The sequence below is a fragment of the Trichocoleus sp. FACHB-40 genome (assembly GCF_014695915.1).
GTDB classification, from domain to species: Bacteria; Cyanobacteriota; Cyanobacteriia; order Cyanobacteriales; family FACHB-T130; genus Funiculus; species Funiculus sociatus.
The window spans coordinates 103802-128238 of sequence record NZ_JACJPF010000024.1 but is presented as its reverse complement, the minus strand read 5'-3'; the positions used below and the strand labels follow the sequence as shown (position 1 = coordinate 128238).

Here is a 24437-nt window from a genome sequence, read left to right as displayed (position 1 = left end):
TTAATTTTACCACGAGCGCCCAGCATCCCATTTCACACCACATCTGGTGTTGTCGGCCAATGGCGGGCATATCTTTACACAATTTTGAGTCAACGCCGGGAAGAGAATTTTGGGCCCTCCGGGCCGCCCCGGCTTCCCGCCGGACGATCCCCGCCCCCATCTTCACGGGGTTTGGCTTTATTCACTTTCAGGGTGCGGCCCATCCATTCTGCTCCATCTAAAGCTTCAATCGCAGCTTCTTCAGCATCTGTTGCCATTTCAACAAACCCAAAGCCACGCATCCGCCCTGTTTCGCGATCCGTAGGCAATTGAACCCGTTTAACGGTTCCGTAGTCTGTAAATACAGATGTGAGGTCGTCTTGCGTAACTTCGTAGGATAGGTTCCCTACATATATCGACACGGAAATAACTCCAACATTCAATATTTTGAGAGACTCAGTTTCGGAGGTTTGCCTGCCGACACAGATAAATAAACTTGCTGTGCATTAAACAAAGCTTTCCGCCGATCCAGATTCACGAGCCATATTATAACACAAACTATTTTATTACAATAAACTTAACCTGCCTACTTTGCAGGATTTAACAAAAGTGGCGATCGCTTTCGTGCGCCCGACCGAATAAAAAAAATAACAAATCTGATTTTAAATTACATAATGTGGCTCAGACAGGAAACATCAGCATCACCAAAGTGAAGACTCAAAGCCACATTCATATTTTCTAGAGATTTGACTAACCACGGTACACCATCCCTGGCGTAAGCTTCATAGTGGTTAAAAAGAATTGAAAATCGCTTTTCTAAATAGGGCTTGACTTTGCGGCACAGTAGCACGATTTTCAAAAGCATACCGATTGTGCAAGTTGCCCCCAAGTTGGTAATCAGATCCACAAACACATAGTGATTCGGTCGCTGCGGACTTTCCACTACTAAGAAGTTCAAAATCTGGCTGCAAGTACGCACGATCAGAAATTCGCTGGGTCTTTGACAATCGCTACTTGGCAAAGTGTTCTTCAGTTGGGCATACAATCGGTCATTAAACTGACGTTTGCCATATTCAGGGTCAATAGAAGATGTCAAGTATTCGTATAAATCCCATTTAAAAGCTCTATACGAGGGTGTCTGGCTAGTGTGGGTAATGAAGCTTTGGGATAAATCCCGATAGGTATGGGAGCCTTCGACTTTGCCGACAAATTGCTTGAGAGCAGCACCCAGTTCGCGATCGCTTAGTAACGTGGGATTATGTACTGGCTGTATAATTCGCTCAGCTCCGACTGAGGAAGTCTTACGTGACATTTGCGCTCGTCGCACTTGATAAGTCACATACTGAGACAGATCAACTTCAAAATCTCGCTGAATCCGAGACTGAATTGCCCTGACGGTTTGCTGATGTTCGTAAGAACTATCTTCACTCAGCAGGCAATGTTCGTATAAGTAGGGATACCTGCGAATTAAGCTACCTAAAGGCTTAGAGCCATTGCCACTCGCCTCTGCCGCTTCAGTCATAACTTGAGCTAGGCGGCGCAGCGTCAGATATTGCTCCGTCTGGTTAAAAATCCTCACCAGTTCTCGGAAGCGCCTTGCTGAGCGAGAGCGAACCGTTCCCACGCTTGGAGGATGCTCAAATATATCTACCAAATCGGGGATAGACGCTTGGAGTTGCGGGTGCATCTGCCAGCGATTAATTAGAATGTGGCAGCAGCGATTGATAATAAACCGAAATTCCTGCTCAGCCTGCTTGGAACTAGCAATCCTCTCCAGAGCCATCCAAATTTTTGGCTCAGAGTATCCCACTCCATCCATAAATAGCTGACGAAATCGCTCGATCATCCGACTGGGTGACTCTTCTTGTACCCAGTGAAGCAGATGCTCGTAAAGCTGCTGCTCTTCAATGCTAGTTTGTCGATGGTAACAGTCTGTCCAGGTAGTCACGTCAAGAAAGCCCCCCTACGTGCAAATGTTAGGGCTAAGTGTATATTAGTTCCGTTAAGTCAGTGTAAATTGCAAATTGAACTGTGATGTAGTAGACGCTAGATAACAAGAGGCACTCTAGACAAAACCCTGATTTTGGGGGCTATACTCTATACTCCTATAAGCTAAGAGATTTTCGCCCAATTCGAGCATATCTTGACTAACTCTTTAAATGGCTCAGCAAATTTGCGGCAATATTGTGAATTTTTTGTGAAGTAAGTGTATAGTTTCGGCAAAGCATCACGTTAACCTCTCAAAAATCTATATCTACGGTAGGTAGACCCAATAGTGGCTGAATGTGATGTAAGTCACTCATAAAGATGCCTATTTTGTTGTGGTGCTGGGATTGGTGCATGATTAGGATTAATCTCATTGAAGTTTGAATTTAAGCTGTATGTCTTTTCACGTCCTCCTCTCGCAACTGGCTGAAATTATAGCGGCAGGGTCTGTAAACTTATCTGACGATCTCCTAGCGGCAGCTGTTGCAGGGATTACAACCGACACACGGACTCTAAAGGCGGGAGAAGTGTTTGTGGCACTGCGTGGAGAGAAGTTTGATGGACATGAATTTGTGGAAACTGCCTTGAGAAAAGGTGCGATTGCTGTCATTACAGACTACAAAATGCCTGGGGCTATTCCGCAATTACACGTAAAAGACACGTTGACAGCATATCAGGCGATCGCTCGGTGGTGGCGCTCGCAATTTAAAATACCAGTAATTGGCATAACTGGCTCCTGCGGTAAAACTACTACTAAAGAATTAGTCTCGGCAGTTTTGTCCTCTACCAAAGGGAATATTCATAAAACTTTATTCAATTACAACAATGAAATCGGCGTTCCCAAAACTTTGTTAGAAATGTCACCGATTCATGACTATGCCGTAATTGAAATGGCGATGCGGGCAAAAGGTGAAATTGCGCTGTTAACACAGATTGCGTGTCCGACAATTGGGGTAATTACTAATGTGGGTACAGCGCATATTGGGCGGCTGGGTTCAAAAGAAGCGATCGCACAAGCAAAATGTGAATTACTCGCCGAAATGCCCTCCAGCAGCATCGCTGTTCTTAACCACGACGACCGCCGCCTAATGGAAACAGCCGCCGGGGTTTGGCAAGGGCAAACCATCACCTACGGTTTGGAAGGCGGAGACGTGCGCGGCGAGTTGATTGATAACGAGACATTATTGGTTGAGGGGATGCGGCTACCTTTACCGTTACCGGGGCGACACAATGCGTCTAATTTCCTAGCAGCCTTAGCGGTGGCTAAAATTCTCCAAGTTGACTGGACACCGTTTAAGGCTGGTTTGGCGGTTAATTTGCCTTCTGGGAGGGCGCAGCGCTACAATTTGCCCAACGACGTTGTAATTCTTGATGAAACTTACAATGCTGGCTTAGAATCTATGCTGGCAGCGCTGCAATTGTTAGCAGAGACGCCGGGGAAAAGGCATATTGCAGTTTTGGGGACGATGAAGGAATTAGGAGAGCAAAGTCCCGAATTTCACTTCGCAGTTGGAGAGGCGGCGCGAAAGCTCAATCTCGACGCTTTGCTGATTTTGGTAGACGATAAAGAAGCAGAAGCGATCGCGCTTGGTGCTGCACCTTTACCAGCAGAGTGCTTTACAACACATCAAGCTATTGTAGACCGTTTGAAAGAAATGGTAGAAGAAAGCGATCGCATCCTCTTCAAAGCCTCCCATTCCGTAGCACTCGATCGAGTTGTGAATCAGTTTCGTGCTGAATTTACTGCCTAATTAATATCATCCACCAAAATACCGTAAGGACACCACAAGGGGTATCCGTCCCAAGCAAGGAGTCAATCCAAAGTGGCTAAGAAATTAGATCAAATCATTGTGGTTGATATTGAATCAACTTGCTGGGAAAAAAAACCACCAGAAGGGCAAGAAAGCGAAATCATCGAAATTGGTATTTGTCCGCTTGACGTCCCTTCTGGAGAAAGACTAAAAAAAGAAAGTATACTCGTGAAACCCGAACGCTCCCAAATAAGTGAATTTTGCACCAATTTAACAACTTTAACCCAAGAACAAGTTAATCAAGGAGTACCCTTTGCAGAGGCTTGTTCAATTCTAAAAAAAAATACCTAACTCAGCAGCGAGTTTGGGCAAGCTACGGGGACTACGATAGAAACCAATTTCAAAAACAGTGCCAATCTCATTCTATAAAATATCCTTTTGGCTCCAGACACATCAATGTAAAAACACTTTTTAGCCTTATTCATACCTTGCCTGAAGAAGTAGGAATGGACATGGCCTTAGAAATATTGAAATTACCCCTTGAAGGAACTCATCATAGAGGAGGCGATGATGCTTGGAATATAGCCACTATCTTGTCAAGATTAGTATTACCAAGAAGAAATGTTAATTAGCATTTTAATACACCACATTTAAAGAGTGAATTCTCGTTTCCAGACTGAGCCTGGGAACGCCGATATGGAGGTAGAGCCTCCAACAACGTTTCAAAAAACACAGACATGAGGCAGAACCTCATATATAGCGTTTCCAGACTCAGTATAGGAACAAAAATAGACGATATAAGAAATCATAGGCATAATAGCATTTGAGCCATTACAAAGCACTGCACCCGGATAGCCCAACTGGGTGAAAATAGATAAAATCCAAAGTTGCCAGCTGTCTATTATGGATGGTTAATAGCTAATAACCAATGACTAATGACTAAGAAAATTATTTGTCTGCTTTTAACCTTGCTGCTGGTAGCCTGCGGTACAACTGCCAGTGACATTACACGAACCGCCCAAGTGAAACCGGGTGCTTTTAAGGTAGCGGCGATTTTTCCCGGAGCTGTGGATGACCAAACTTGGAATCAATCAGGTTACGAAGGATTAAAGTTAATTGAAAAAGAACTTGGCGCTGAGGTGGCTTATGCTGCCAGTGTGCCAGAAGCCGATGCTGAAAAACTTTTTCGTCAATATGCTAAAAAAGGTTTTGATTTTATCATCGGTCATGGTTGGCAATATATCGCCGCCGCTAAAGTCGTATCCGCAGAATTTCCCCGTAATAAATTTGCGGTTATGAGTAATTATGCAGGCAACAATAAAAATTTTGGCGGTTTGGCGTTTCGGGCTGGTGAATTGGGGTATTTAACAGGAGTGGTAGCAGCGCTGAAAACAAAAACTAATAAAGTTGCTTACATTGGCGGTCAAAAACATGAAGGTTTGAAAGAGGAAGCTACCTTATTTGAACGAGGCGTTAAGAAAATTAACCCCTCAGCCCAAGTATTCATTGATTGGGTGGGAAGTTGGACAGATGCAGACAAAGCCAGCCGAATTTCTCAAAAGTTAGTGGTGAAAGGCGTTGATATCATAACGGTCAATGCTGATACTGCTTATAGAGGTGTTATAAAAGTTGTTGCTGAAAATAAAGGGGTTTATGCTATTAGATGGAATCATGCCATTCCTGGGCTTCCAGAGCAACAAAAACCACCCCCAAAAATGATTTTAACCAATGCCATGCAGCAGGTTCCTATGGTAATGCTTGAAGGAGCAACTTTGGTACAGCAAGGGCGTTGGGAGGGCAAGCAGTATAAATTCGGTTTGCAAGAGGAAATCCAAGATTTGGCTCCTTTCTATGGTTCCCTCACTCCAGAACAAGAAGAATTTATAAACTCGCTCAAGGAAGACATCATTACTGGGAAAATCGATGCTACACCTTAGTTATTAGCCATTACTTAAATTTAAAGGAATTAGTGGGTGAAAGAGATTTCTAAAGGAGGCACGATGAACCAACAAAATAAAGGCAGTGGTTCACGGCTAGGGACAAGTCATGAATTGCCTCTACGAATGGATAGGGCTTCGCCTCTCTCTGGTTTTTTTTCTATTGCCAATCAACTTAGATATGGTTTGGTACTGCTAGTAGTTTTAGCTTTATTAATTACATCGGGAATGTTAATTTATTTGAGCTTCCAGGCTCAAATAGAACAGGTAGAAGTCGCCCAGCAAGAGCGAAGTTTGGTTGCTGCTGGCGAGATTAATGCTTACTTGGATGACTTGCAGCGTAAACTGAGTTACCTTGCTAGAGTGCAAGGGTTGACGGATTTTTCACCGGAAATTCAGCAAACTTTGTTGGAAGCGCTGACGCGCCATAATAGTGCTTATGAAGAAGTAGCGATTTTCAATAAAAATGGGGAGGTTGTTTCTGAGTATTCTCCTTATGATGATTCAAAATTCTCTCACCAGGATGATTACCGCTCATTTTCGCGGGCTTTTAAACAAAAAGAAGACATTGTTAGTCCAGTTAGAATGGACGCTGCTACAAAACTTCCAGTTGTCACCTTAGCGTTACCAATTCGCAACCAGCAGGATGTAGTAGATGGCGTTTTGATGGCGCGGATTAATTTAAACTTTCTCTGGTTCGTTGTATCTCAAATCGATGTTGGTAAAACTGGTTATACTTATGTAATTGATAACCGTAAGTATTTAATTGCTGAAAAGGGGATATCACCTAAAAATTATAAGTTACACGATATTTCAAACTACGCTTTTATCAAAAAATTAACAAAATTGAAGGGTGCGAAAACCCTAAAGAATTATCAGGGGTTGAAAGGGGTGGAAGTGGTGGGCGCGATCGCGCCCATTCGCAGTGTACGCTGGAAGGTGGTGGTAGAACTTCCTACGGCTGAAGCTTACGCTCCTGTGCAGAGAATGCTTTTCGTGATGGGTATAGCCTTGAGCGTGGCGATGGTGGTTGCGGCTGAGTTAGGTTGGTTCTTCTCTCGGCAAATTGTATCACCTTTGCAGCGTTTGACGCAGGCATCAGCCAAAATTAGCGCGGGAAATTTGGATACCCAGGTGACAGTTAACCGTCACAACGAAATGGGGGTATTAGCAACAACTTTCAATGAAATGACAGCTCAGTTGCGCGGACTGATTAAAGAGTTGCGTAAGGAGCGCAATTTTGTTTCGGCAATTCTGGATACAGCGGGTGCTTTGGTGATTGTGGTTGATAGACAAGGGCGAATTATTCGGTTTAATACAGCTTGTGAAGAAATAACTGATTACTCGTTTGCAGAGGTAAAAGATCAGCCTTTTTGGGATATATTTCTAATTCCAGAGGAAGCAAAATCTATTAAAGATATTTTCGCTCAGTTGCACACGGGTAACTTTCCCAAAACCTACGATAATTATTGGACTACGAGGGATGGAAGGCGGCGGCTAATTAGTTGGTCAACTACTGTTCTACTCGATGCTGATGGTTCAATTAAGTATATGATTGGCACCGGAATTGACATTACTGAACGTAAACGAGCGGAAGAGGCGTTGTTACTTTCAGAAGAAAAGTTTTCTAAAGCTTTTCTTTCTAGTCCGGATTCGATTGCTATCAGTACGGTGAAAGATGGGCGCTATGTAGAAATTAATGAAAGTCTTTTACGAACAACTGGTTACACTCGTGAAGAGATAATTGGACATACCGCAATTGAATTAAATATATGGAACAATCCGGAAGACCGTCTGAAGATGATAGATATGTTGCAAGAGGCGGGAAATATTCGCAATTTAGAATGTGAGTTTCGCAAGAAGTCTGGTGAGGTGGCTATAGGATTACTCTCAGCAGAAGTTATTAATTTTGGCGATGAATTATGCGTGTTGGCTGTTGTTAACGACATCACCGAGCGCAAAGCTGCGGACGCGCAACTACGCGACGCTTTAGAGCGCGATCGCTTACTTGGTGTCATTGCTCTGCGGATTCGTCAATCCCTCGATCTCCAGCAAATTTTAGATACTACTGTCAGCGAAGTCCGAAATTTTCTTTCAGCAGATCGGGTTTTTATCAGTCGCATCTATGACGATTTTCAGGTTGTTGCTGAGTCGGTTATTCCGCCGTGGCGACCTATTCAAGAATGGACTCCCAAAAATGAAGAACATTATCAAGCAATTAGGAAAGTTTTTGAAAATAAATCCGTCCATGTTGTTAAAGATACCTCTCAAATAGAGATTTCTTCAGTCGTTGCTGAGGATTTTAATAATTATCAAATCAGAGCTTTCTTGGCTGTACCAATTATTCTGGATGAGGAACCTTGGGGACTGTTGATAGTTGATCAATGTACGTCACCGCGTGATTGGCAGCAATCTGAGATTGATTTGCTATCATCATTGGGAACGCAAGTAACTATAGCTATTAAACAAGCAAAACTATACCAAGAGGTACAGGAGCTAAATGCTCGGTTAGAACGTAAAGTGGAGGAACGTACTGCTCAACTTTCTCAAAAAATGCAGGAACTCAAAGAGCTAAATGAACTAAAAGATGAGTTTTTACACGCAGTTTCTCACGATTTGCGTACACCAATTATGGGTATGTCTTTAGTCGTAAATAATTTATTAAATAAATCAGGGGAAACAATCCCGATTTCTCGCTCAATTTTAGAGCGAATGATCCAGAGTAGCGATCGCCAACTGAGTTTGATTAACTCTCTCCTCGAAACCCACTCCAGCGAAGTTCGAGGCGTTATCCTCAATTACCAGCTAGTACAACTGGGGACGCTAACTTCAGCGATCGCTCAAGATATGGAACCACTGCTCCTGAAAAATCAAGCTACCCTGAACAACTTAGTTCCAGCTTCTTTACCAGGCGTGACAGCAGATCCATTGCAGCTGAGGCGGGTATTTGAAAATCTGCTCACCAATGCCCTAAATCATAACCCACCCGGACTCATTCTCACCCTGCAAGCCACAGTTGAGGAAGAAATGGTTCATTGCACCGTTGCTGATAACGGCGTGGGAATGAACCCCGAAGCGTGCGATCACCTGTTCGAGCGTTATGTTCGCGGTTCCCGCGCCCGTTCAACTGGCATCGGTCTAGGGTTATATCTTTGTCGGCAAATCATCACAGCTCATGGCGGACAAATTGGTGCTATTAGCGCCCCCGGAGCCGGAGCAACTTTTTGGTTCACATTACCCCTGTTCGCGTCTCCTACTGAAGAAGTAGGTAATTAGTAGGGGCGAAGCATTCGCGCAGATAGATTATCGGTAAGTTGTAAATTGTTATACGCAAATGCTTTGGCCTTGCAGGTTATGAGTGACTGGCTAAAAATCACCCAATCGGGTGAGTCAGCAGCACGAAGCGCGATCGCGACCTCTTCTCTTAACTTGGAAGAGTAGAAGTGTACGTGCAGGAAAATTCCATGTTTAAAAAAAAAGTTGTGACTAATGAAACTGCGCCGCTTGGTGCTCATCTGTCACCCATTAAATGCTATCGAGAAAATATGATTTCTAATTTAGAGTATTTACAAGCTTTACGGAATTGTTGCCGAAATGAAGCCGCTTTTGAAGAACTTAAACATCTCTTAAGTTTGGCTGGGCAAAGTATTGAGGAAATAGCCATACTAAATCAGCTTCATGAACCAGCCGCGAAGAACCTCACCCCGCCTCCGGCTCCCCTCTCCGCTTGTCCATGTCCAGAGGGACTGGGGGCGCGGTGTTTTAATGATGGGCTAACCGGGTTGGATATCAGTTTGCCATCAACACAAATTAACACAGATTTTCAGTCACAAGTCACTCATTCTTGGGAAAATTTCCTCCCAACAGAAGCCTCAATGTCCCAATCTGTCCCAGAATTAAACAAAATTGCCGCCAACAAGCTCGGAATAATTTTTAAGCTTATAGAGCGTAACGATAACTCTCGATGGTTACTATTTGCCCATGCAAGCTGTGAAGAATTATTAGAATTAACGTCCCATTCAGCTCACTCTAACCTAATTTTGTTTAGGAATTTGGTTCACCCTGAAGATCGGGAATCTTATGAACAATCGCTGATGGATTCGGCGGCTAACTTACAGCCTTGGATCTGGGAAGGTCGGGTAATTACCAAATCAGGTAAGCTGAAATGGTTGCAAGGCGCTACCCGCCCTATTGTGCAGGCGAATGGCGATATTTTTTGGAATGGTTTGCTGATAGATATTACCGAGCGGAAAGCGTCGGCGGAAGCGCTTTTGCTCTCAGAACAAAAATTTTCTATAGCCTTTCGTCATAGTCCTGATTGTATCAGTATTACTACATTTCAAGAGGGACGCTATCTGGAGGTTAATGATAACTTTCTGGATCTTAGCGGTTATCTTCGTGAAGAGGTCATTGGACATACTGTAACTGAGATAAATGCCTGGGTAAATCCAGAAGAACGTATAAAAATGCAACAAATATTGCTAGAACAAGGTGCAGTTCACAACCTAGAATGTCAGTTTCGCAAAAAGTGTGGCGAAGTTGTAGCAGCCCTCTTGTCAGCAGAACTTGTTAATATTAACGGCGAGTCATCCGTGCTTGCTGTAGTTACTGATATAACTGAGCGCAAAGCTGGTGAAGCTCTGGTAAGAGTTGCAGCCGAGCGCGATCGCTTACTTTATGAGATTGCTTTAAAAATTAGGCGATCGCTGGATCTAAATGAAATTCTGAACACTACTGTAGCGGAAGTCCGGCAATTTTTGCAAGCCGATCGCGTCTTCATTAGTTACTTTGATGGAAATGGACACGCACGAGCCGTAGCCGAATCTGTAGATCCCAATTTTAATTCAATTTTGGGATGGGTTACGGATGACATTGCTTTTAGGGAAGTTAAGGAAATTTTTGGTGGCAATTCCATTCGAGTTATCAACGATACCACCCCAATAAAAAAATCTCCTTTTTTAGCAGAATATTATCACCGATGTCAAGTAAAGGCTGGTGTTGGCGTACCGATTATGTTAGGTGAAAAACTGTTTGGGTTATTGATTGCCAATCAATGCTCTGCACCTCGTGAATGGCAGCAATTTGAAATTGACTTGATAGCTCAACTGGGAATTCAGGTAGCGATCGCTATTCAGCAATCTTCTCTTTTCCAACAGGTACAAACCCTCAATACCAATCTGGAACGCCAAGTAGAAGAACGCACTATTCAGTTACAGCAAAAAATGCAGGAGCTGCAAGAATTAAACCGCATTAAAGATGTTGTTTTACATACAGTTTCTCACGACCTCCGCACATCCGTCCAAGGAACTATAATGGTTTTTAAAAACTTGCTTGGTTCGCCAGGGGAGAAATTAACCATTTCTCGCTCTATTGTAGAACGAATGATTCAAGGCAACGAGCGCCAACTATGTATGATTAACTCCTTGCTTGAAAGCAATTCTACGGAAGTTCAGGGAGTTGTAATTCAGCGAAATTTTGTCCAGTTAAATACAATTTTACCAGCAATTCTCATAGACTTAGAACCACTGCTGGCGCAAAACCAAGCAACTCTGACCAATTTGGTAAATTCGGATTTACCATTAGTTATGGCAGATCCAACTCAGCTACAGCGAGTTTTAGAAACCCTCTTCACTACCACCTTAAAACACAACCCACCGGGACTGAATCTGACTCTCAAAGCTACAGTAGAGCATCAGACAATCCGCTGCACCCTGGAAGATGACGGTGTAGGGATGAGTCAGCTAGAGTGCGATCGCTTATTCGATCTCTACGTGCGCGATCCCCAATCTCGCTGCTCAACACGCACTGGTTTAAAACTACATCTGTGTCGGCAAATTATTACTGCTCACGGTGGACAAATTGGCGTAACCAGTCGCCCCAATAGGGGGACAACTTTCTGGTTCACCTTACCCTTGGCAACCATAGAACGACAAGGCATCTAGCAGCTTTGTGTCATCGATTCTGACGGCAAAAAATGTGGGAACTTTTGAGCGGATAATTTTATCACATATCTAAATAAGATAAATCCATCTGAATCATTAAGCTCCTCACCATGACTTTGACTTCAAGCTCCTCCAAGCGTCTACTTCGGCGGTCAATTGCAGCCATAGCCACCGTAGTCTCAACACTAAATTTCGTAAACCCCAGCCACGCTGCCACTTTTGATCAAAAAGAAGTTGAACAATCTAAATTTATTGCCGTAGCCGCACCTTATGGCACAAATAGTCATCAACTATTGATTTTGGAACAGATATCAGACAAGCAGCAGTGCTGGAGCGAAAACGGCTCCAGCCCCGTCATAGTAGATCCGCTACTGGTGAACTTTGACTTCAGTGGCATTTGCGGACGTAGTACGGACAGCAACGGCTATTCTATCCGGATGGCGGGTACAGATTTGGGACTGAAGTACAGCTTCAACATCGTCAAAAGCGGTAATGACTTTGTGCTAGTTGGGAAAAATTTTAGCGATCGCAACGCCCCCGTCATCGAAATCGGTAGAGCCAACGGCATCAACAACGGCTTCGTGAAAATCAATCTCGATCCGGCTTGGCGGTTTGCCAAAAGAAGCTTCAACGGTAAAACACTAGGTCACGTCTATCTTACTAGCGACCAAGCACCACCCCCCGGATTTGGCGATATTGCCACACCTCCAGGCGGAACCTCTTCCTTCCGAGACATCGCCACAGATGTCTACGCTAGAGAAATTGAACAAGCAGTATCCCTTGGATTCGTCGCCGGGTTCAAAGAAGACAATACTTTCCGTCCCCAAGTCTCTTTAACTAGAGAACAACTGGTATCTATGGTATTGGAATCATTAACCAAGCTACCGAGTGCTAACGTCACAATTCCCACCCAAGCATCATCCCGACCATATCCCGATGTCGATGCTACGCGCTGGAGTGCTGCTAAAATTCAATGGGCGCGGGATAACAAAATTGTTAGTGGCTATCAAGACGGCTCATTTAAACCCACCCAACCAGTCACCAGAGCCGAACTATTAGCAGTATTGCGACGTGCTGCGGAATTTGGGAAAAATATGCGCGGACTCCCCCCAGAGCTTGGTGTCAAGAACTCAGCCAAAACCTTCTCAGACACAGAAAAACACTGGGCAGCATCACTGGTTAACCAAATGTCTTCTTATTGTAATGTTGCCTCCCCAGTAAATGAAACTGGCAGCAAGTTTGAGCCAAACTCTCCCACTCGTCGCAACTACGCCGCCGCCGCCACTTTGCGAATGCTTAACTGTGTTAAATCGGAATAAGGGGCTGGAACTGGGAACTTTATCCTCGTTCCCATCCCCTACTGGGAACGAGGTAATAAACCATCCACGCTTCTAGGCTTGCGATCGCTTGTAATATGCAACCGCGTGTAACTATCTGTCGCACTTAGATAACCAGTTTCATCCGCTACCGATTCCAACGCCTTTACCGTCATAGTTCCCACGCTTGGTAATTGAAATATTTTATCCTCGTTAAGAAGCGTTACTCCTGGGAATGATTCAGGCGAGGCAAAGCCTCCAGGTATTGCGAATTTTTTAAGATATCAATTGCATAAACGCGAATATTTTTTCCCCACAGTGTTGATTCTTTTTCGTAATTTAAACCAACTTTAATGGCAACTTTTTGAGATGCTATATTTCCCGGATCTATTAACGATATAAGACGGTTACAACCAACTTTTTCAAATCCATAATCTCGAATTGCACAAGCCGCTTCTGTTGCCAAACCTTGCCCCCAGTATTCTTTGGCAAGTAGATAGCCAATTTCAACTTCTTGCTGTCCATCCATGGAGACTTAATCCGCATCTACCAATAAATTTATTATCGGCTTTGTAAATGGTTGCCCACAAACCGAACCCGTTTTTATCGTAACAATTGATTATCTGCTCAACCCGTTGCTTTGTCTCTTCGTATGTCTGCGTACTGGGATAGAAGTTCATAACAACAGTATCGGCGTAAATCGTCGCTAAGTCGTCCGCGTCATATAAGGTTAAATGTCGCAGAATCAATCGCGGTGTTTCAGCTACAATCATCTGCTTTTTGGTTTGCTGTTATCAACAAAATTATTCCCAAAAGTAACGCCTATTAATGATAAAAACAAGAGGGCGCAACTACTCTCGTGCCAAGTATAGTTGCCCTCTTGTTCAAATTAAATGTTTCCTCCAAACCCGGTTTCTTCTTTGAAACCGTTTCTTACTAAGAGCGCAGCGCAAGCCAACTTGCTCAGCCTAGACAGGCTAGTAGGGCCGGGGTTGGGGGAGAGGTTTTTGGTGTTAGAAAGATGATCCGGGCTGCGTGAGAAATTCTGCCTCTTGGGGTGTTGACTTTCGACCCAAAATCAGATTTCGATGGGGAAAGCGCCCAAAACGCTCAATTACCTCCAAGTGTCGAACTGCGTAGGAGATAGTGTTAGCACTATCAGGGTCATCACTCAGTTGCTTAAACAACTCCAGCGACTGACGCTGATGATTCAAATCTTCGCTGTGTTCAAAAGGTAAGTAAACAAACCATCGCTGTACTGGTAGAAGTTGTTTATCAAAATTATTAACTACAGCATACTTTGCCGCTGCAAGTGCTTGCGGGTCTGTGGCGAAGGCTTCGGCAGTACCTCTGAAGATGTTGCGAGGAAATTGATCCAACAAGATAATTAAAGCTAGGCAACTATGGGGTGAAGACTTCCAGTAATCCAACTGACCCGCAGCTGCTAGTTCATAGTCTTGTCGGAAGCGAGTTTGTATCTCTTGGTCAAACTCCGGTTTTTTTGTAAACCAGACCTGACGAGGTTTGCCATAACCCGGCTCATCTTCTCGACCAAACCAAAAATCTAAAATCTCATTTACTTGTGACATCAGTTTTTCCTGGGTGCTGCTGAGGATAGATGTTATAAAATATACGTCTTCTAGCGCGACAGAGCAGGGAAGGAGGAAGTACAGTTTCAGCTTAATAGTATTCATAAAGGATAGAGAGCTTTGAGCAAAGTTCTCGGTGGAAGAGTATTTATTTATCTCAGTGAAAATTAAACCTGGAAATTTGGGCATCCTAAGTAGGTAGGACGATCTAGCTAAATTTGAGTTTAAATTCACAGCGACCAATCCACTTTTAATATATGAATCACATAGATAACCAAGAGCTACTGCAAAAATTTATCCAGCGATCGCCTGCTGCGATCGCCATGTTCGACCACGAAATGCGTTACCTGCTTTGTAGCGATCGCTGGCGGACAGATTTTAGACTAAGCGGGGATATCAGCCAGCGATCGCTCTATGAGACGTTCAGGGAAGTTCCTGAAAGCTGGAACGAGCAACTCTTAACCATCGAAAAGGGTGATGAAGAATTTATCAGGCGTTTGGATGGGACTGGGGACTGGGTAAAGTGGGAAGCCCAACCGTGGACGACAAGTGCAGGTGAAATCGGCGGCATCATTATATTTACAGAAATCCTCAGCTCGCGCAAATGGGCAAAATCGGCGCTCAGACAGAGAGAGCAAAACTTCCAGTTGCTAGTCGAAGGCGTAAAAGACTATGCAATTATTAAGCTGGATACCAATGGACACGTTGTCAGCTGGAACGCCGGAGCCGAAAGGATTAAAGGGTATCAGTTAGAAGAAATTGTGGGACAGCATTTTTCCTACTTTTACCCGCCTGAAGAGATTGAGCTGGGAAAGCCGGAGCAAAATTTAGAACTAGCAGCAAAACTTGGTCGGTGCGAAAACGAAGGCTGGCGGGTGCGTAAGGATGGTACGCGGTTTTGGGCAAACGTAGTGATTACAGCTTTGCACGACAGGGAGGGAAATCTGCGCGGCTTCTCGAAAGTGACGCAGGACATCACCGAGCGCAAACAACAAGAAGAATCCCTACGGTTGCTGGAGAGAGCGATCGCATCTAGTAGCAATGGCATCGCCATCACCGACACCACCCAGCCAGACAACCCGATTATTTATGTCAATCCCCGTTTTGAGCAGATGACTGGATATGCTGCGGCTGAAGTCATTGGTAGCAATTGCCGCTTCTTACAGGGAACAGACACAAATCAACTAGCGATCGCTCAACTTAGAATGGCAATTGCTGAGGGCAGAGAGTGCAGTGTAGTCTTGCGAAATTATCGTAAAGATGGCACCCTTTTCTGGAACGAACTCCGGATTTCCCCGGTACGCAATCCCCAAGGCAAACTGACAAACTTTATTGGTATCCAAACAGACATCACCTACAGGGTGGAAGCTGAAGCAGCCTTACGGCAACTCTTGCAACGGGAATTGCTTTTAGGAGCAATGCAAGAGCGAATTCGCCAATCCTTGAAACTAGAAGATGTCCTCAACACCACTGTAGCGGAAGTGCGGCAAGCTCTTCATACCGACCGAGCAGCTATTTACCGCTTTGAGCCAGATGGGAGTGGGACTGTAGTTGTGGAATCGCTGGGTACTGGTGTTTCATCAACATTAGGCATCAATATTCAGGAAAATTACCACTCATGCGATCGCACCAGCTTATGCAATTTTAGTGATCCTCTCGCCACCCCTTACCTCACAGGTGAGATTCAAGCTATTGAAGATATTTACACAGCGGGTTTAGAACAGCCTCATGTTCAATTGCTAGAGCGGTTTCAGGTCAGAGCCAATCTGGTAGTGCCGATTTTCCAAGAAAGCGTTGCCACATTGAGCAGGGATTCTCGCTGGCATCAGGGAAGGTGGGAAAATGGTTCTACTTCCAACCTTGCAACTGTTAAACCTTCAAACTCCAAATTATGGGGACTGCTAATTGTCCATCACTGTCATGGAACCAGACAATGGCAAAACTGGGAAATACAATTTCTCAAGCAGCTGACCGTACAACTAGCGATCGCTATTCAGCAAGCTAACCTTTTCGAGCAGCTGCAAGCTGAACTCGCTCGTACTCAATCCGCCGAAACAGCATTGCGCGTTAGCGAGGAGCGACTACAAGCAATTTTAGATAACTCCACCGCCATGATCTACGTCAAGGATAGGGAAGGAAGATTTATTTTGGTCAACCGTCTATTCCAAACCCTATTCCACCTCGACCGAGAGCAGATAGTCGGCAAAACCAACCACGAAATTTTTCCCAAAGAAGTAGCTGACGCTTTTCATATCACCGACCAGCAAGTAATCGCATCTGGAACTCCGATAGAGTTGGAAGAAGTCGCACCTGTCGAAGGTGTTTTACACAGCTACCTTTCAGTCAAGTTTCCTCTACAGGATGCTACTGGTGTCCCTTATGCAGTCTGCGGTATCTCCACCGACATCACCGAACGCCAGCAAGCTCAAGAAAGCTTGCGACGCACTAATTCGCTTTTGAAGGCGCAGCAAGAAGCAGCACTCGATGGCATTTTGGTGATAGACGAGAACAGAAAAGTCGCCTCCTACAATCGTCGCTTCAAAGAATTGTGGCAAATCCCCGACGAGGTGATGAAGTCTGGGGACGACAGACAACTGCTAGGCTATGTACTCTCAACCCTGGTGCAGCCACAAGAGTTTATTGCCAAAGTCGAGTATTTATATGCTCATCCAACTGAATCTAGCCGCGATGAAATTTCCTTAAATGATGAGCGCATTTTTGACCGTTACTCATCAGCGGTGCTTTCCCCAGAAGGAGACAATTATGGCAGAATTTGGTACTTCCGAGATATCACAAGACGTAAACAAGCTGAAGAGGATTTGCACAAGTCTAACCAGCAAATCAACAAGATATTAGAAAGCATCAACGATGCCTTTCTTTCCTTAGATCGGGAGTGGCGGTTCACCTACATAAATTCACGAGCCGAGCAGCTTTTGTTGAGAACCAAGGATGAGTTAATTGGCAAAAATATATGGGATGAATTTCCAGAGGCTGTTAACTCCAAGTTCTACTCGCAGTATCACAAAGCTGCTACCGAGCAAGTCACGGTTGAGTTTGAGGAATTTTATTCACCATTAAACACCTGGTATCAGGTGCGAACTTATCCCTATGCCGATGGTTTATCAGTTTATTTCCACGATATCAACGAGCGCAAGCAAGCCGAGACAGTACAGATACAGTTAAACGCATCTATACAAGAAAGGGAAGAAAGATTCCGAACCCTAGTTGCTAATATTCCTGGTGCTGTTTACCGCTGCGCCTGTGATGCTAACTGGACAATGGAGTTTATCAGTGATGCGATCGCAGAAATTTCAGGCTATTCGGCTAGTGATTTTATTAACAATCAAGTACGCACCTTTGCCAGCATTATCTATCCCGAAGACGCGGCGATGGTGGAGAAAACTATTTTAGAAGGCGTGTCAGCAAAACAGCCTTACATTATCGAGTATCGGGTTATTCGAGCTGATGAAACTGTCAGATGGGTTTATGAAAAAGGTCAGGGTATCCTTAATAAGGAAGGAGAATTAATTCGCCTTGATGGGGCGATTTTTGATATCACTGAGCGCAAAGCTGCTGAGGCAGAATTACGCGATTTAGGATCTGCCCTGGAAAATGCCGTTGAAGGGATCTCGCGCCTAGACACCCAAGGGCGCTACCTGGCTGTCAACCGAGCCTACGCCAGCGCTGCTGGATACCAACCAGAAGAAATGATTGGTATGGAATGGCCCTTAACTGTACATCCTGAAGATGTAGAAAAGATGATAGCTGCCTATGAACAAATGCTCAAAGATGGCAAGGTAGAAGCTGAAGCCAGGGGTGTGCGTAAAGACGGCTCTATTTTTTATAAGCAATTAGTGATGATCTGTGCTTACGATTCGCAACGGCGTTTTATCGGACATCACTGCTTTATGAAGGACATCACTGAACGCAAAGCCGCTGAGGAAGCCTTGCGCCAAAGCGAAGTGTTACGCGAAAGCGAGGCGAAAACCCGCGCCCTTCTAGACGCTATTCCAGATGCGATGTATCGCATGAACAAAGAGGGCATTTTTCTAGATTTCAAAGCCGCTAAGAACGACCCTATGGAGATGAGTGCTGATGCTGTTGTTGGCAAAAATATTTATGATGTTTTGCCCATGACTGTAGCTCAAGCTGCTTTACACTATAGCGCGATCGCTCTTTCCACCAACAAAGCACAAGTGTTTGAATATCAAATGCCCAAAGGCAAAAAGATTGAGACTTATGAGGCTAGAGTTGTAGTCAATGGCCCGGATGAAGTGCTGGCAATTGTGCGCGATATTACTGAGCGCAAGGAGGTAGAGCGATTGAAAAACGAATTTGTCTCAATTGTTAGCCATGAATTGAGAACGCCGCTAACTTCAGTTCGCGGTTCTTTGAGTTTAATTAGTGGCGGCGTGGCAGGTGAAATTCCCCCACAGGCGAAAGCCTTAGTAGACATTGCTTATAAAAATAGCGAACGTCTGATCCTGCTGATTAATGACATTTTGGATATCGAAAAGATTGAATCCGGTAAAATGGATTTCCATCTCACACCGCTGGAGCTGATGCCATTAGTGCAGCAAGCACTAGACGTGAATCGTGGCTATAGCGAACAGTTTGGCGTGCAGTTGGTGTTGGAGCCGCAACTAACGGATGCTATGGTGAATGTAGATCGCGATCGCTTGATGCAGGTGATCACTAACCTGCTCTCCAACGCCGCCAAATTCTCTCCCCGCAATGGCCAAGTCAAAGTCTGTGTCTCCCGCTTAAACCCAGAAGATAGAAGTCCAGACTTATTGGCAACTGATAATATTTATCCTACCTATTGCCTCCTGCCTTCTTCCTCCTTCATTCGCGTTGCCATCACCGACCAAGGTACGGGCATCCCCGAAGAATTTCGTTCCCGGATCTTTAAGAAATTTGCCCAAGCTGATTCCTCAGATACCCGTCAAAAGGGCGGAACCGGCTTGGGTTTGAGCATTTGCAAAGCGATTGTCGAAAAACTCGGCGGACAAATTGGCTTTACCACCACTACCAATGTCGGCAGCACCTTCTATTTTGACTTACCAGAATGGCAGGATGCACTTGTGCCAATTGTATCCAGCTCAAATTCATCTGACAGCCTCCGCATCTTAGTGTGTGAAGACGACCCGGATATTGCCCAATTGCTCTGGCTAATGCTAAAGCAAGAGGGTTTGAGCGCAGATATCGCTTATAGTGCAGCACAAGCCAAGCAGCTACTGGGCCAAAACCGCTATGCAGCAATGACAGTGGATCTGGCATTACCCGGTCAAGACGGTATTTCATTGATCCGCGAGTTGCGGGAGGCGCAAAACACCCACAGCCTGCCAATTGTTGTGGTTTCTGCCAAGGCGCAGCAAGGGCGGCAGGAATTCAACGGCGGCTTGGCGGTGATAGACTGGCTGGATAAACCAATCGATCAACAGCGATTGATGGCAGCAGTCCGGCAAGCAGTGCGACAACAAACTGGCACCCAGCTACAAATTTTGTATGTAGAGGACGATCCGGATTTAACCCAAGTCGTCTCAAAAATTTTGCAGACCCTAGCCGAAATTGACTCAGCTAAGAATCTTCAGGAGGCAAAATACAAGCTACGGACAAATACTTACGACCTGGTTATTCTAGACCTAAGTTTACCTGATGGTTCTGGTCTGGAGTTGCTACCTTACCTCAACAATCAGGCTCGCGTCCCAATTCCAGCAGTGGTTTTCTCTGCCAATACAGTTGGTATTGAAGCCGCGAATCATGTGGCTGCGGCACTCGTAAAATCCCGCACCTCAAATCAGCAACTGCTGGATACCATCAAATCCTTAATTGGGCGCAGTGACTCGATAAATACCCTTAAATAACCGTAGCCAGTTACGCTGACAAAATGCCACATTAGAAATGCAAATTAAAAATCGCCAAGAAACTCTTAAATTTTTAATTTGTTTTTTTCAGCACACTCTTTTTTGGAAGTACAACTTAGAGAAACGCTTTGTCTACCCCACCTCTAAACCGGATTTTGTTTGTGGAAGATGACCCAGATATCCAAACTGTTGCCAGCTTGGGTTTGCAGGCTGTCGGCGGTTTTACTGTGCAAATATGTAGTTCTGGCAGTGAAGCAATTCAAGCCGCGCCAACTTTTGCCCCAGATTTGATTCTGCTTGATGTGATGATGCCGGGTATGGACGGTATTAGTACGCTAAAGGCTCTGCGCGAACTAAGAGAAACTTTAACTACTCCTGTGATTTTTTTGACGGCCAAAGTCCAAACTCACGAAGTAGCTTCCTATAAACAACTCGGCGTTTTGGATGTAATTGCAAAGCCGTTTGACCCGATGACTCTTTCTGCAACTCTTAATCGCTTGTGGTCTGAGTACCATGTTTAATTCTGTGAAAAATCCACAAGAACAACTAAAGGCCTTACGTATTGCTTACACGCAGCAACTACCAAGTCGAGTTGAGCAGATTGAAGCTACATGGAATCAGCTGCTTGCAAGTTTGGAAAAGAGTATCGCAGTGGGGGAGGGGGAGAGTGGGAGAGTGGGAAAAGATAATACTAAATTCCTCTTCTCACCTCATCACCCCATCACCGCCTCACCGCCTCTGCCCCTCTCCGAAGCTTCCTCACTTTTGGTAACGCTGCACAACTTAACACACCGTCTGGCTGGATCGGGCGCTACATTTGGCTTTCTAACGTTAGGCAATGCCGCCCGAACATTGGAACTTGTTTTCAAAGCGATGCTGGAATGTGGGGATTTGCCAACTTCGGAACAGCAAGCACAAATTTTGGTGCTGCTAGGGGTATTGAAACACGCGGCGAGTGAAATTTGTTTACTGTCCACTCAAGAATTATCGGTAAACCTACCGCTGACACTTCCTCCCCTAGCGGAGTCAGACAATCGGCTGATTTTTCTGGTTGAAGACGATCCACTTTTGTCACAGGATTTAGTGTTGCAAATTGGTTGTTTTGGTTATGATGTTCGTGCCTTTAACGAGTTTGTTGAACTTCAGGACGCGATCGCTCAAACACCCCCAGCAGCAGTCATCATGGATGTGGTGTTCCCTGAAGACAATTTGGCAGGCCCGAAAACTATCACCCAAATCCAGAAAGGGCGCGAACAACCTTTGCCAGTTGTATTTATCTCTTGCAGAAACGATCTGACAGCGCGTTTGCAGGCAGTGAGGGCAGGTGGGAAGGCATATTTCCCTAAGCCGATTAATATCGGAGAGTTGATTGATGCTTTGGATTCGCTGACGGCACCCCAAACCCCAGAACCGTATCGAATTTTAATTGTTGACGATGATGCGTCTTTGGCTACTTTCTATAGCTTAACTTTAGAGCAGGCGGGGATGATGACGGTAGCGATCGCTGATCCTTTGCAGGTGATGCAGCCTTTGATTGAGTTTAGACCGGATTTGATTTTGATGGATATGTATATGCCGGGTTGCGATGGCTTGGAATTGGCATCGGTGATCCGTCAGCAACCTGCTTATATGGGGATTCCGATTGTGTTTCTCTCGGTAGAGACTGATTTTAATAAGCAGCTGACGGCGATTCAGCTAGGCGGGGACGATTTTTTGACTAAGCCGATTTTGCCACACCATCTGGTGGCGTCGGTGATGCCGCGAGTGCAGCGATCGCGTCTTTTACGTTCTGTGATGGTGCGCGATAGTTTGACGGGGCTACTTAATCATACGACTATCAAAGAGCAATTAAGTATTGAAGTGCAACGGGCTAGCCGGGAAAATACCACAGTCGCCTTTGCCATGATTGATATAGATGATTTTAAGTCAGTTAATGATACCTATGGGCATTTGACAGGCGATCGCGTTTTGAAAAGTCTCTCCCGTCTATTGCAGCAGCGTTTGCGTAAAACTGACATTACTGGTCGTTACGGCGGTGAAGAATTTGCTATCATCTTGCCGCATACAGATGGTCTAACAGCAGTCAAGGTGCTCAATCGCATCCGGGAAGGCTTTGCCAAAGTTCGGCAACAGTCTGAAGGTGCTGAATTTTCCGTCACTTTTAGCTGTGGTGTTGCTGTTTTTCCCAGCGTGGTTGATGCGACGCAACTCAATGAAGCCGCAGACAAAGCACTCTACGAAGCCAAACGACACGGACGAAATAAAGTTGTTATTGCTAATTCCTAATAGCTAATTGCTATTAGGAATCTCCTTAAATTAAAATAGGAATCGGCAGTTTCTTACCTTTCCACAGTAGGTTTTCCAATTCTTCCGGTGGTACAGGACGACAAAACAAATATCCTTGGACTTCATCACAATCATGTTGGCAAAGAAAAGATACTTCTTCTGCCGTTTCTACTCCCTCAGCAATCACTTTTAAATTCAATTTTTGTGACATTTGAATAATTGCCATAGTGATGTTTTTACATCTAGCATCAGTGTTAATATTCCGGATGAAACTCCGGTCTATTTTTAGAGTAGAAAAAGGAAATTTTTTGAGATAACTTAAAGAAGAATATCCAGTCCCGAAATCATCAATAGATATTTCGATTCCTAAAAGCTTCAACTTATTTAATGTCTTGATAGCTGCTGATTCATTTTGGGTTAGTACGCTTTCAGTAATTTCTAATTCCAAAAATTGCGGAGCCAGACCTGTGTTATTTAAGATTTCGACTATACTCTCACCCAAGTTTGCTTGATTGAATTGTCTGCATGACAAATTAACTGCCACTCGTAAAGAAGAAAAACCAGCGGTTTGCCATGCTTTAGTTTGAGCGCAAGCAGTTTTTAAAACCCATTCGCCAATGGGCATAATCAAGCCTGTTTCTTCTGCCAATGGTATAAATGTTGCCGGACAAATTAGCCCTAATTCTGGATGTTGCCAACGTATTAACGCTTCTACCCCAACAATATTTCCGGTTTTTAATTCGACTTGCGGTTGATAGTATACCTGAAATTCTTCTCGTTCTAAGGCACGGCGCAAGCTAGATTCTAGGGCCAATTGATCGACAGAATCAGCCTGCATATCTGATGTGTAAAACTGATAAGTATTCCCCCCTTGCTTTTTAGCCCCGAATGTTGCTAGAGAAGCATTTTTAATTAAAGTGTCAATGTCACCACCATCCGACGGATAGCGCGAGATGCCAATGCTGGCGGTGATAAAGACTTCGTGACCCTCCAGCATGAAAGCTTGAGAAATTGTATTTAAAATGTCGTGGGTAACGCCAACAACTGATTTTGTGTCATCAGTTAGAAGAATAATTGCAAATATATCGGCTTGCAAGTGAGCAACAAAGTCGCCGCTACTAACACACATTGTCAGGCGTTCGGCTACAGACTTAAGTAGCAAGTCGCCTAGTGTATAGCCTAGAAAGTCGTTGACGCGGCTAAATCTATCTAAACTAATAGAGAGAATACTAATAGAAGATTGGCTTGGTAACTTGTCTATATGAGCAATCGCTTGATAGAACTGTTCTTGTAGTGACAAGCGATTGGGCAGGCCGGTCAAGTTATTGTAATATACCAGGTGATTGACTTTTTCTTCTGTATGTTGTAATTCAGTTGAGTAATGTTCAAACATTACTGTTTGTTTTTTGAATCTAGCAGCGATCGCGCCCAATAATTCATCTCTGGTAAACGGTTTGGTAAGATAATCATCAGCCCCCAGTTCCATACCCTGACGCAGATCGGATTTGGTAGATTTGGCAGTTAGAAAAATAAAAGGAATCATAGCCGTGGCTGGATTTTGACGCAGTTCTCTCAATACACCGTATCCATCCAGTTCCGGCATTGTGACATCACAAATAATTAAGTCCGGTTGGTTTTTTATTGCCAATTTTACCCCGACTTTACCATTTTCTGCGCCTATCACATCGAAATTCTCAGATGTTAAAAGGGCGCTCATTCCAGCTAAAACTGGTTCTTCATCTTCAATAACTAAAATTTTGTTCATTTTTGCTTATTCCTCCCTG

Annotated in this window: 15 protein-coding genes and 1 pseudogene; 9 read left to right on the top strand and 7 right to left on the bottom strand. The window is 44.4% G+C overall.

From position 1 onward, the window contains the following. Nucleotides 1–89 precede the first annotated feature (89 nt). Both H6F63_RS01660 and H6F63_RS01655 read right to left on the bottom strand, forming a co-directional pair. On the bottom strand, nt 90–401 hold the full coding sequence (locus tag H6F63_RS01660; RefSeq protein ID WP_190634328.1) for an RNA-binding protein: 312 nt from the start codon (nt 399–401) through the stop codon (nt 90–92). A 245-nt stretch (nt 402–646) separates the two neighbouring features. Beyond that, nucleotides 647–1927, bottom strand: coding sequence for a hypothetical protein (locus tag H6F63_RS01655; protein WP_190427850.1), 1281 nt, complete (start codon nt 1925–1927; stop codon nt 647–649). Between the two features lie 433 nt (nt 1928–2360). On the opposite strand from H6F63_RS01655, the gene murF reads away from it, so the two are divergent. From murF to H6F63_RS01625, 6 genes and pseudogenes are all read left to right on the top strand, one after another. Continuing rightward, complete coding sequence (gene murF, locus H6F63_RS01650; protein ID WP_190634326.1) at nt 2361–3716, top strand: UDP-N-acetylmuramoyl-tripeptide--D-alanyl-D-alanine ligase; 1356 nt, start codon at nt 2361–2363, stop codon at nt 3714–3716. Nucleotides 3717–3788: 72 nt separating this feature from the next. Then, nucleotides 3789–4348 (top strand): annotated as a pseudogene (locus tag H6F63_RS30825) (3'-5' exonuclease). A gap of 303 nt (nt 4349–4651) precedes the next feature. Further along, nucleotides 4652–5653 carry a BMP family protein gene (locus H6F63_RS01640; protein ID WP_190634324.1) on the top strand — a complete coding sequence of 334 codons (1002 nt, stop codon included), beginning with the start codon at nt 4652–4654 and terminating at the stop codon, nt 5651–5653. Nucleotides 5654–5689: 36 nt separating this feature from the next. Continuing rightward, nucleotides 5690–8929, top strand: coding sequence for a PAS domain S-box protein (locus H6F63_RS01635; protein ID WP_190634322.1), 3240 nt, complete (start codon nt 5690–5692; stop codon nt 8927–8929). Nucleotides 8930–9117: 188 nt separating this feature from the next. Next, on the top strand, nt 9118–11595 hold the full coding sequence (locus tag H6F63_RS01630) for a PAS domain S-box protein (protein ID WP_199297526.1): 2478 nt from the start codon (nt 9118–9120) through the stop codon (nt 11593–11595). Nucleotides 11596–11705: 110 nt separating this feature from the next. Further along, a complete protein-coding gene (locus H6F63_RS01625) occupies nt 11706–12914 on the top strand; it encodes a DUF3747 domain-containing protein (RefSeq protein WP_190634320.1) in 1209 nt (402 codons plus the stop codon). A gap of 38 nt (nt 12915–12952) precedes the next feature. Here H6F63_RS01625 and H6F63_RS30340 read toward each other — a convergent pair whose 3' ends face one another. From H6F63_RS30340 to H6F63_RS01615, 4 genes are all read right to left on the bottom strand, one after another. Beyond that, nucleotides 12953–13087 (bottom strand): hypothetical protein, encoded by a 135-nt coding sequence (locus tag H6F63_RS30340; RefSeq protein ID WP_277876321.1) that lies wholly within the window; start codon nt 13085–13087, stop codon nt 12953–12955. 47 nt (nt 13088–13134) lie between these two features. Then, the gene (locus H6F63_RS30335) at nt 13135–13440 is read right to left on the bottom strand and encodes a GNAT family N-acetyltransferase (RefSeq protein ID WP_199297523.1); all 306 of its coding nucleotides are present in this window, start codon (nt 13438–13440) and stop codon (nt 13135–13137) included. Beyond that, nucleotides 13418–13684, bottom strand: a complete 267-nt coding sequence (locus H6F63_RS30820) for a GNAT family N-acetyltransferase (protein WP_199297521.1) — start codon at nt 13682–13684, stop codon at nt 13418–13420. The genes H6F63_RS30335 and H6F63_RS30820 overlap by 23 nt, the downstream gene beginning before the upstream one ends. A 240-nt stretch (nt 13685–13924) precedes the next feature. Then, on the bottom strand, nt 13925–14500 hold the full coding sequence (locus tag H6F63_RS01615; RefSeq protein ID WP_190634318.1) for a DUF924 family protein: 576 nt from the start codon (nt 14498–14500) through the stop codon (nt 13925–13927). Nucleotides 14501–14757: 257 nt separating this feature from the next. Here H6F63_RS01615 and H6F63_RS01610 point away from each other — a divergent pair, with 257 nt between their 5' ends. The 3 genes from H6F63_RS01610 (at nt 14758) to H6F63_RS01600 (ending at nt 22653) form a co-directional block, all read left to right on the top strand. Next, nucleotides 14758–20367, top strand: a complete 5610-nt coding sequence (locus tag H6F63_RS01610) for a PAS domain S-box protein (RefSeq protein ID WP_190634316.1) — start codon at nt 14758–14760, stop codon at nt 20365–20367. 128 nt (nt 20368–20495) lie between these two features. Beyond that, nucleotides 20496–20888 carry a response regulator gene (locus H6F63_RS01605; RefSeq protein ID WP_190634314.1) on the top strand — a complete coding sequence of 131 codons (393 nt, stop codon included), beginning with the start codon at nt 20496–20498 and terminating at the stop codon, nt 20886–20888. A 4-nt stretch (nt 20889–20892) separates the two neighbouring features. Beyond that, nucleotides 20893–22653 (top strand): diguanylate cyclase, encoded by a 1761-nt coding sequence (locus tag H6F63_RS01600; protein ID WP_190634312.1) that lies wholly within the window; start codon nt 20893–20895, stop codon nt 22651–22653. A gap of 25 nt (nt 22654–22678) precedes the next feature. Here the strand turns inward: H6F63_RS01600 and H6F63_RS01595 are convergent, their stop codons facing one another. Then, nucleotides 22679–24418, bottom strand: coding sequence for an EAL domain-containing response regulator (locus tag H6F63_RS01595; RefSeq protein ID WP_190634310.1), 1740 nt, complete (start codon nt 24416–24418; stop codon nt 22679–22681). Between the last annotated feature and the right edge of the window lie 19 nt (nt 24419–24437).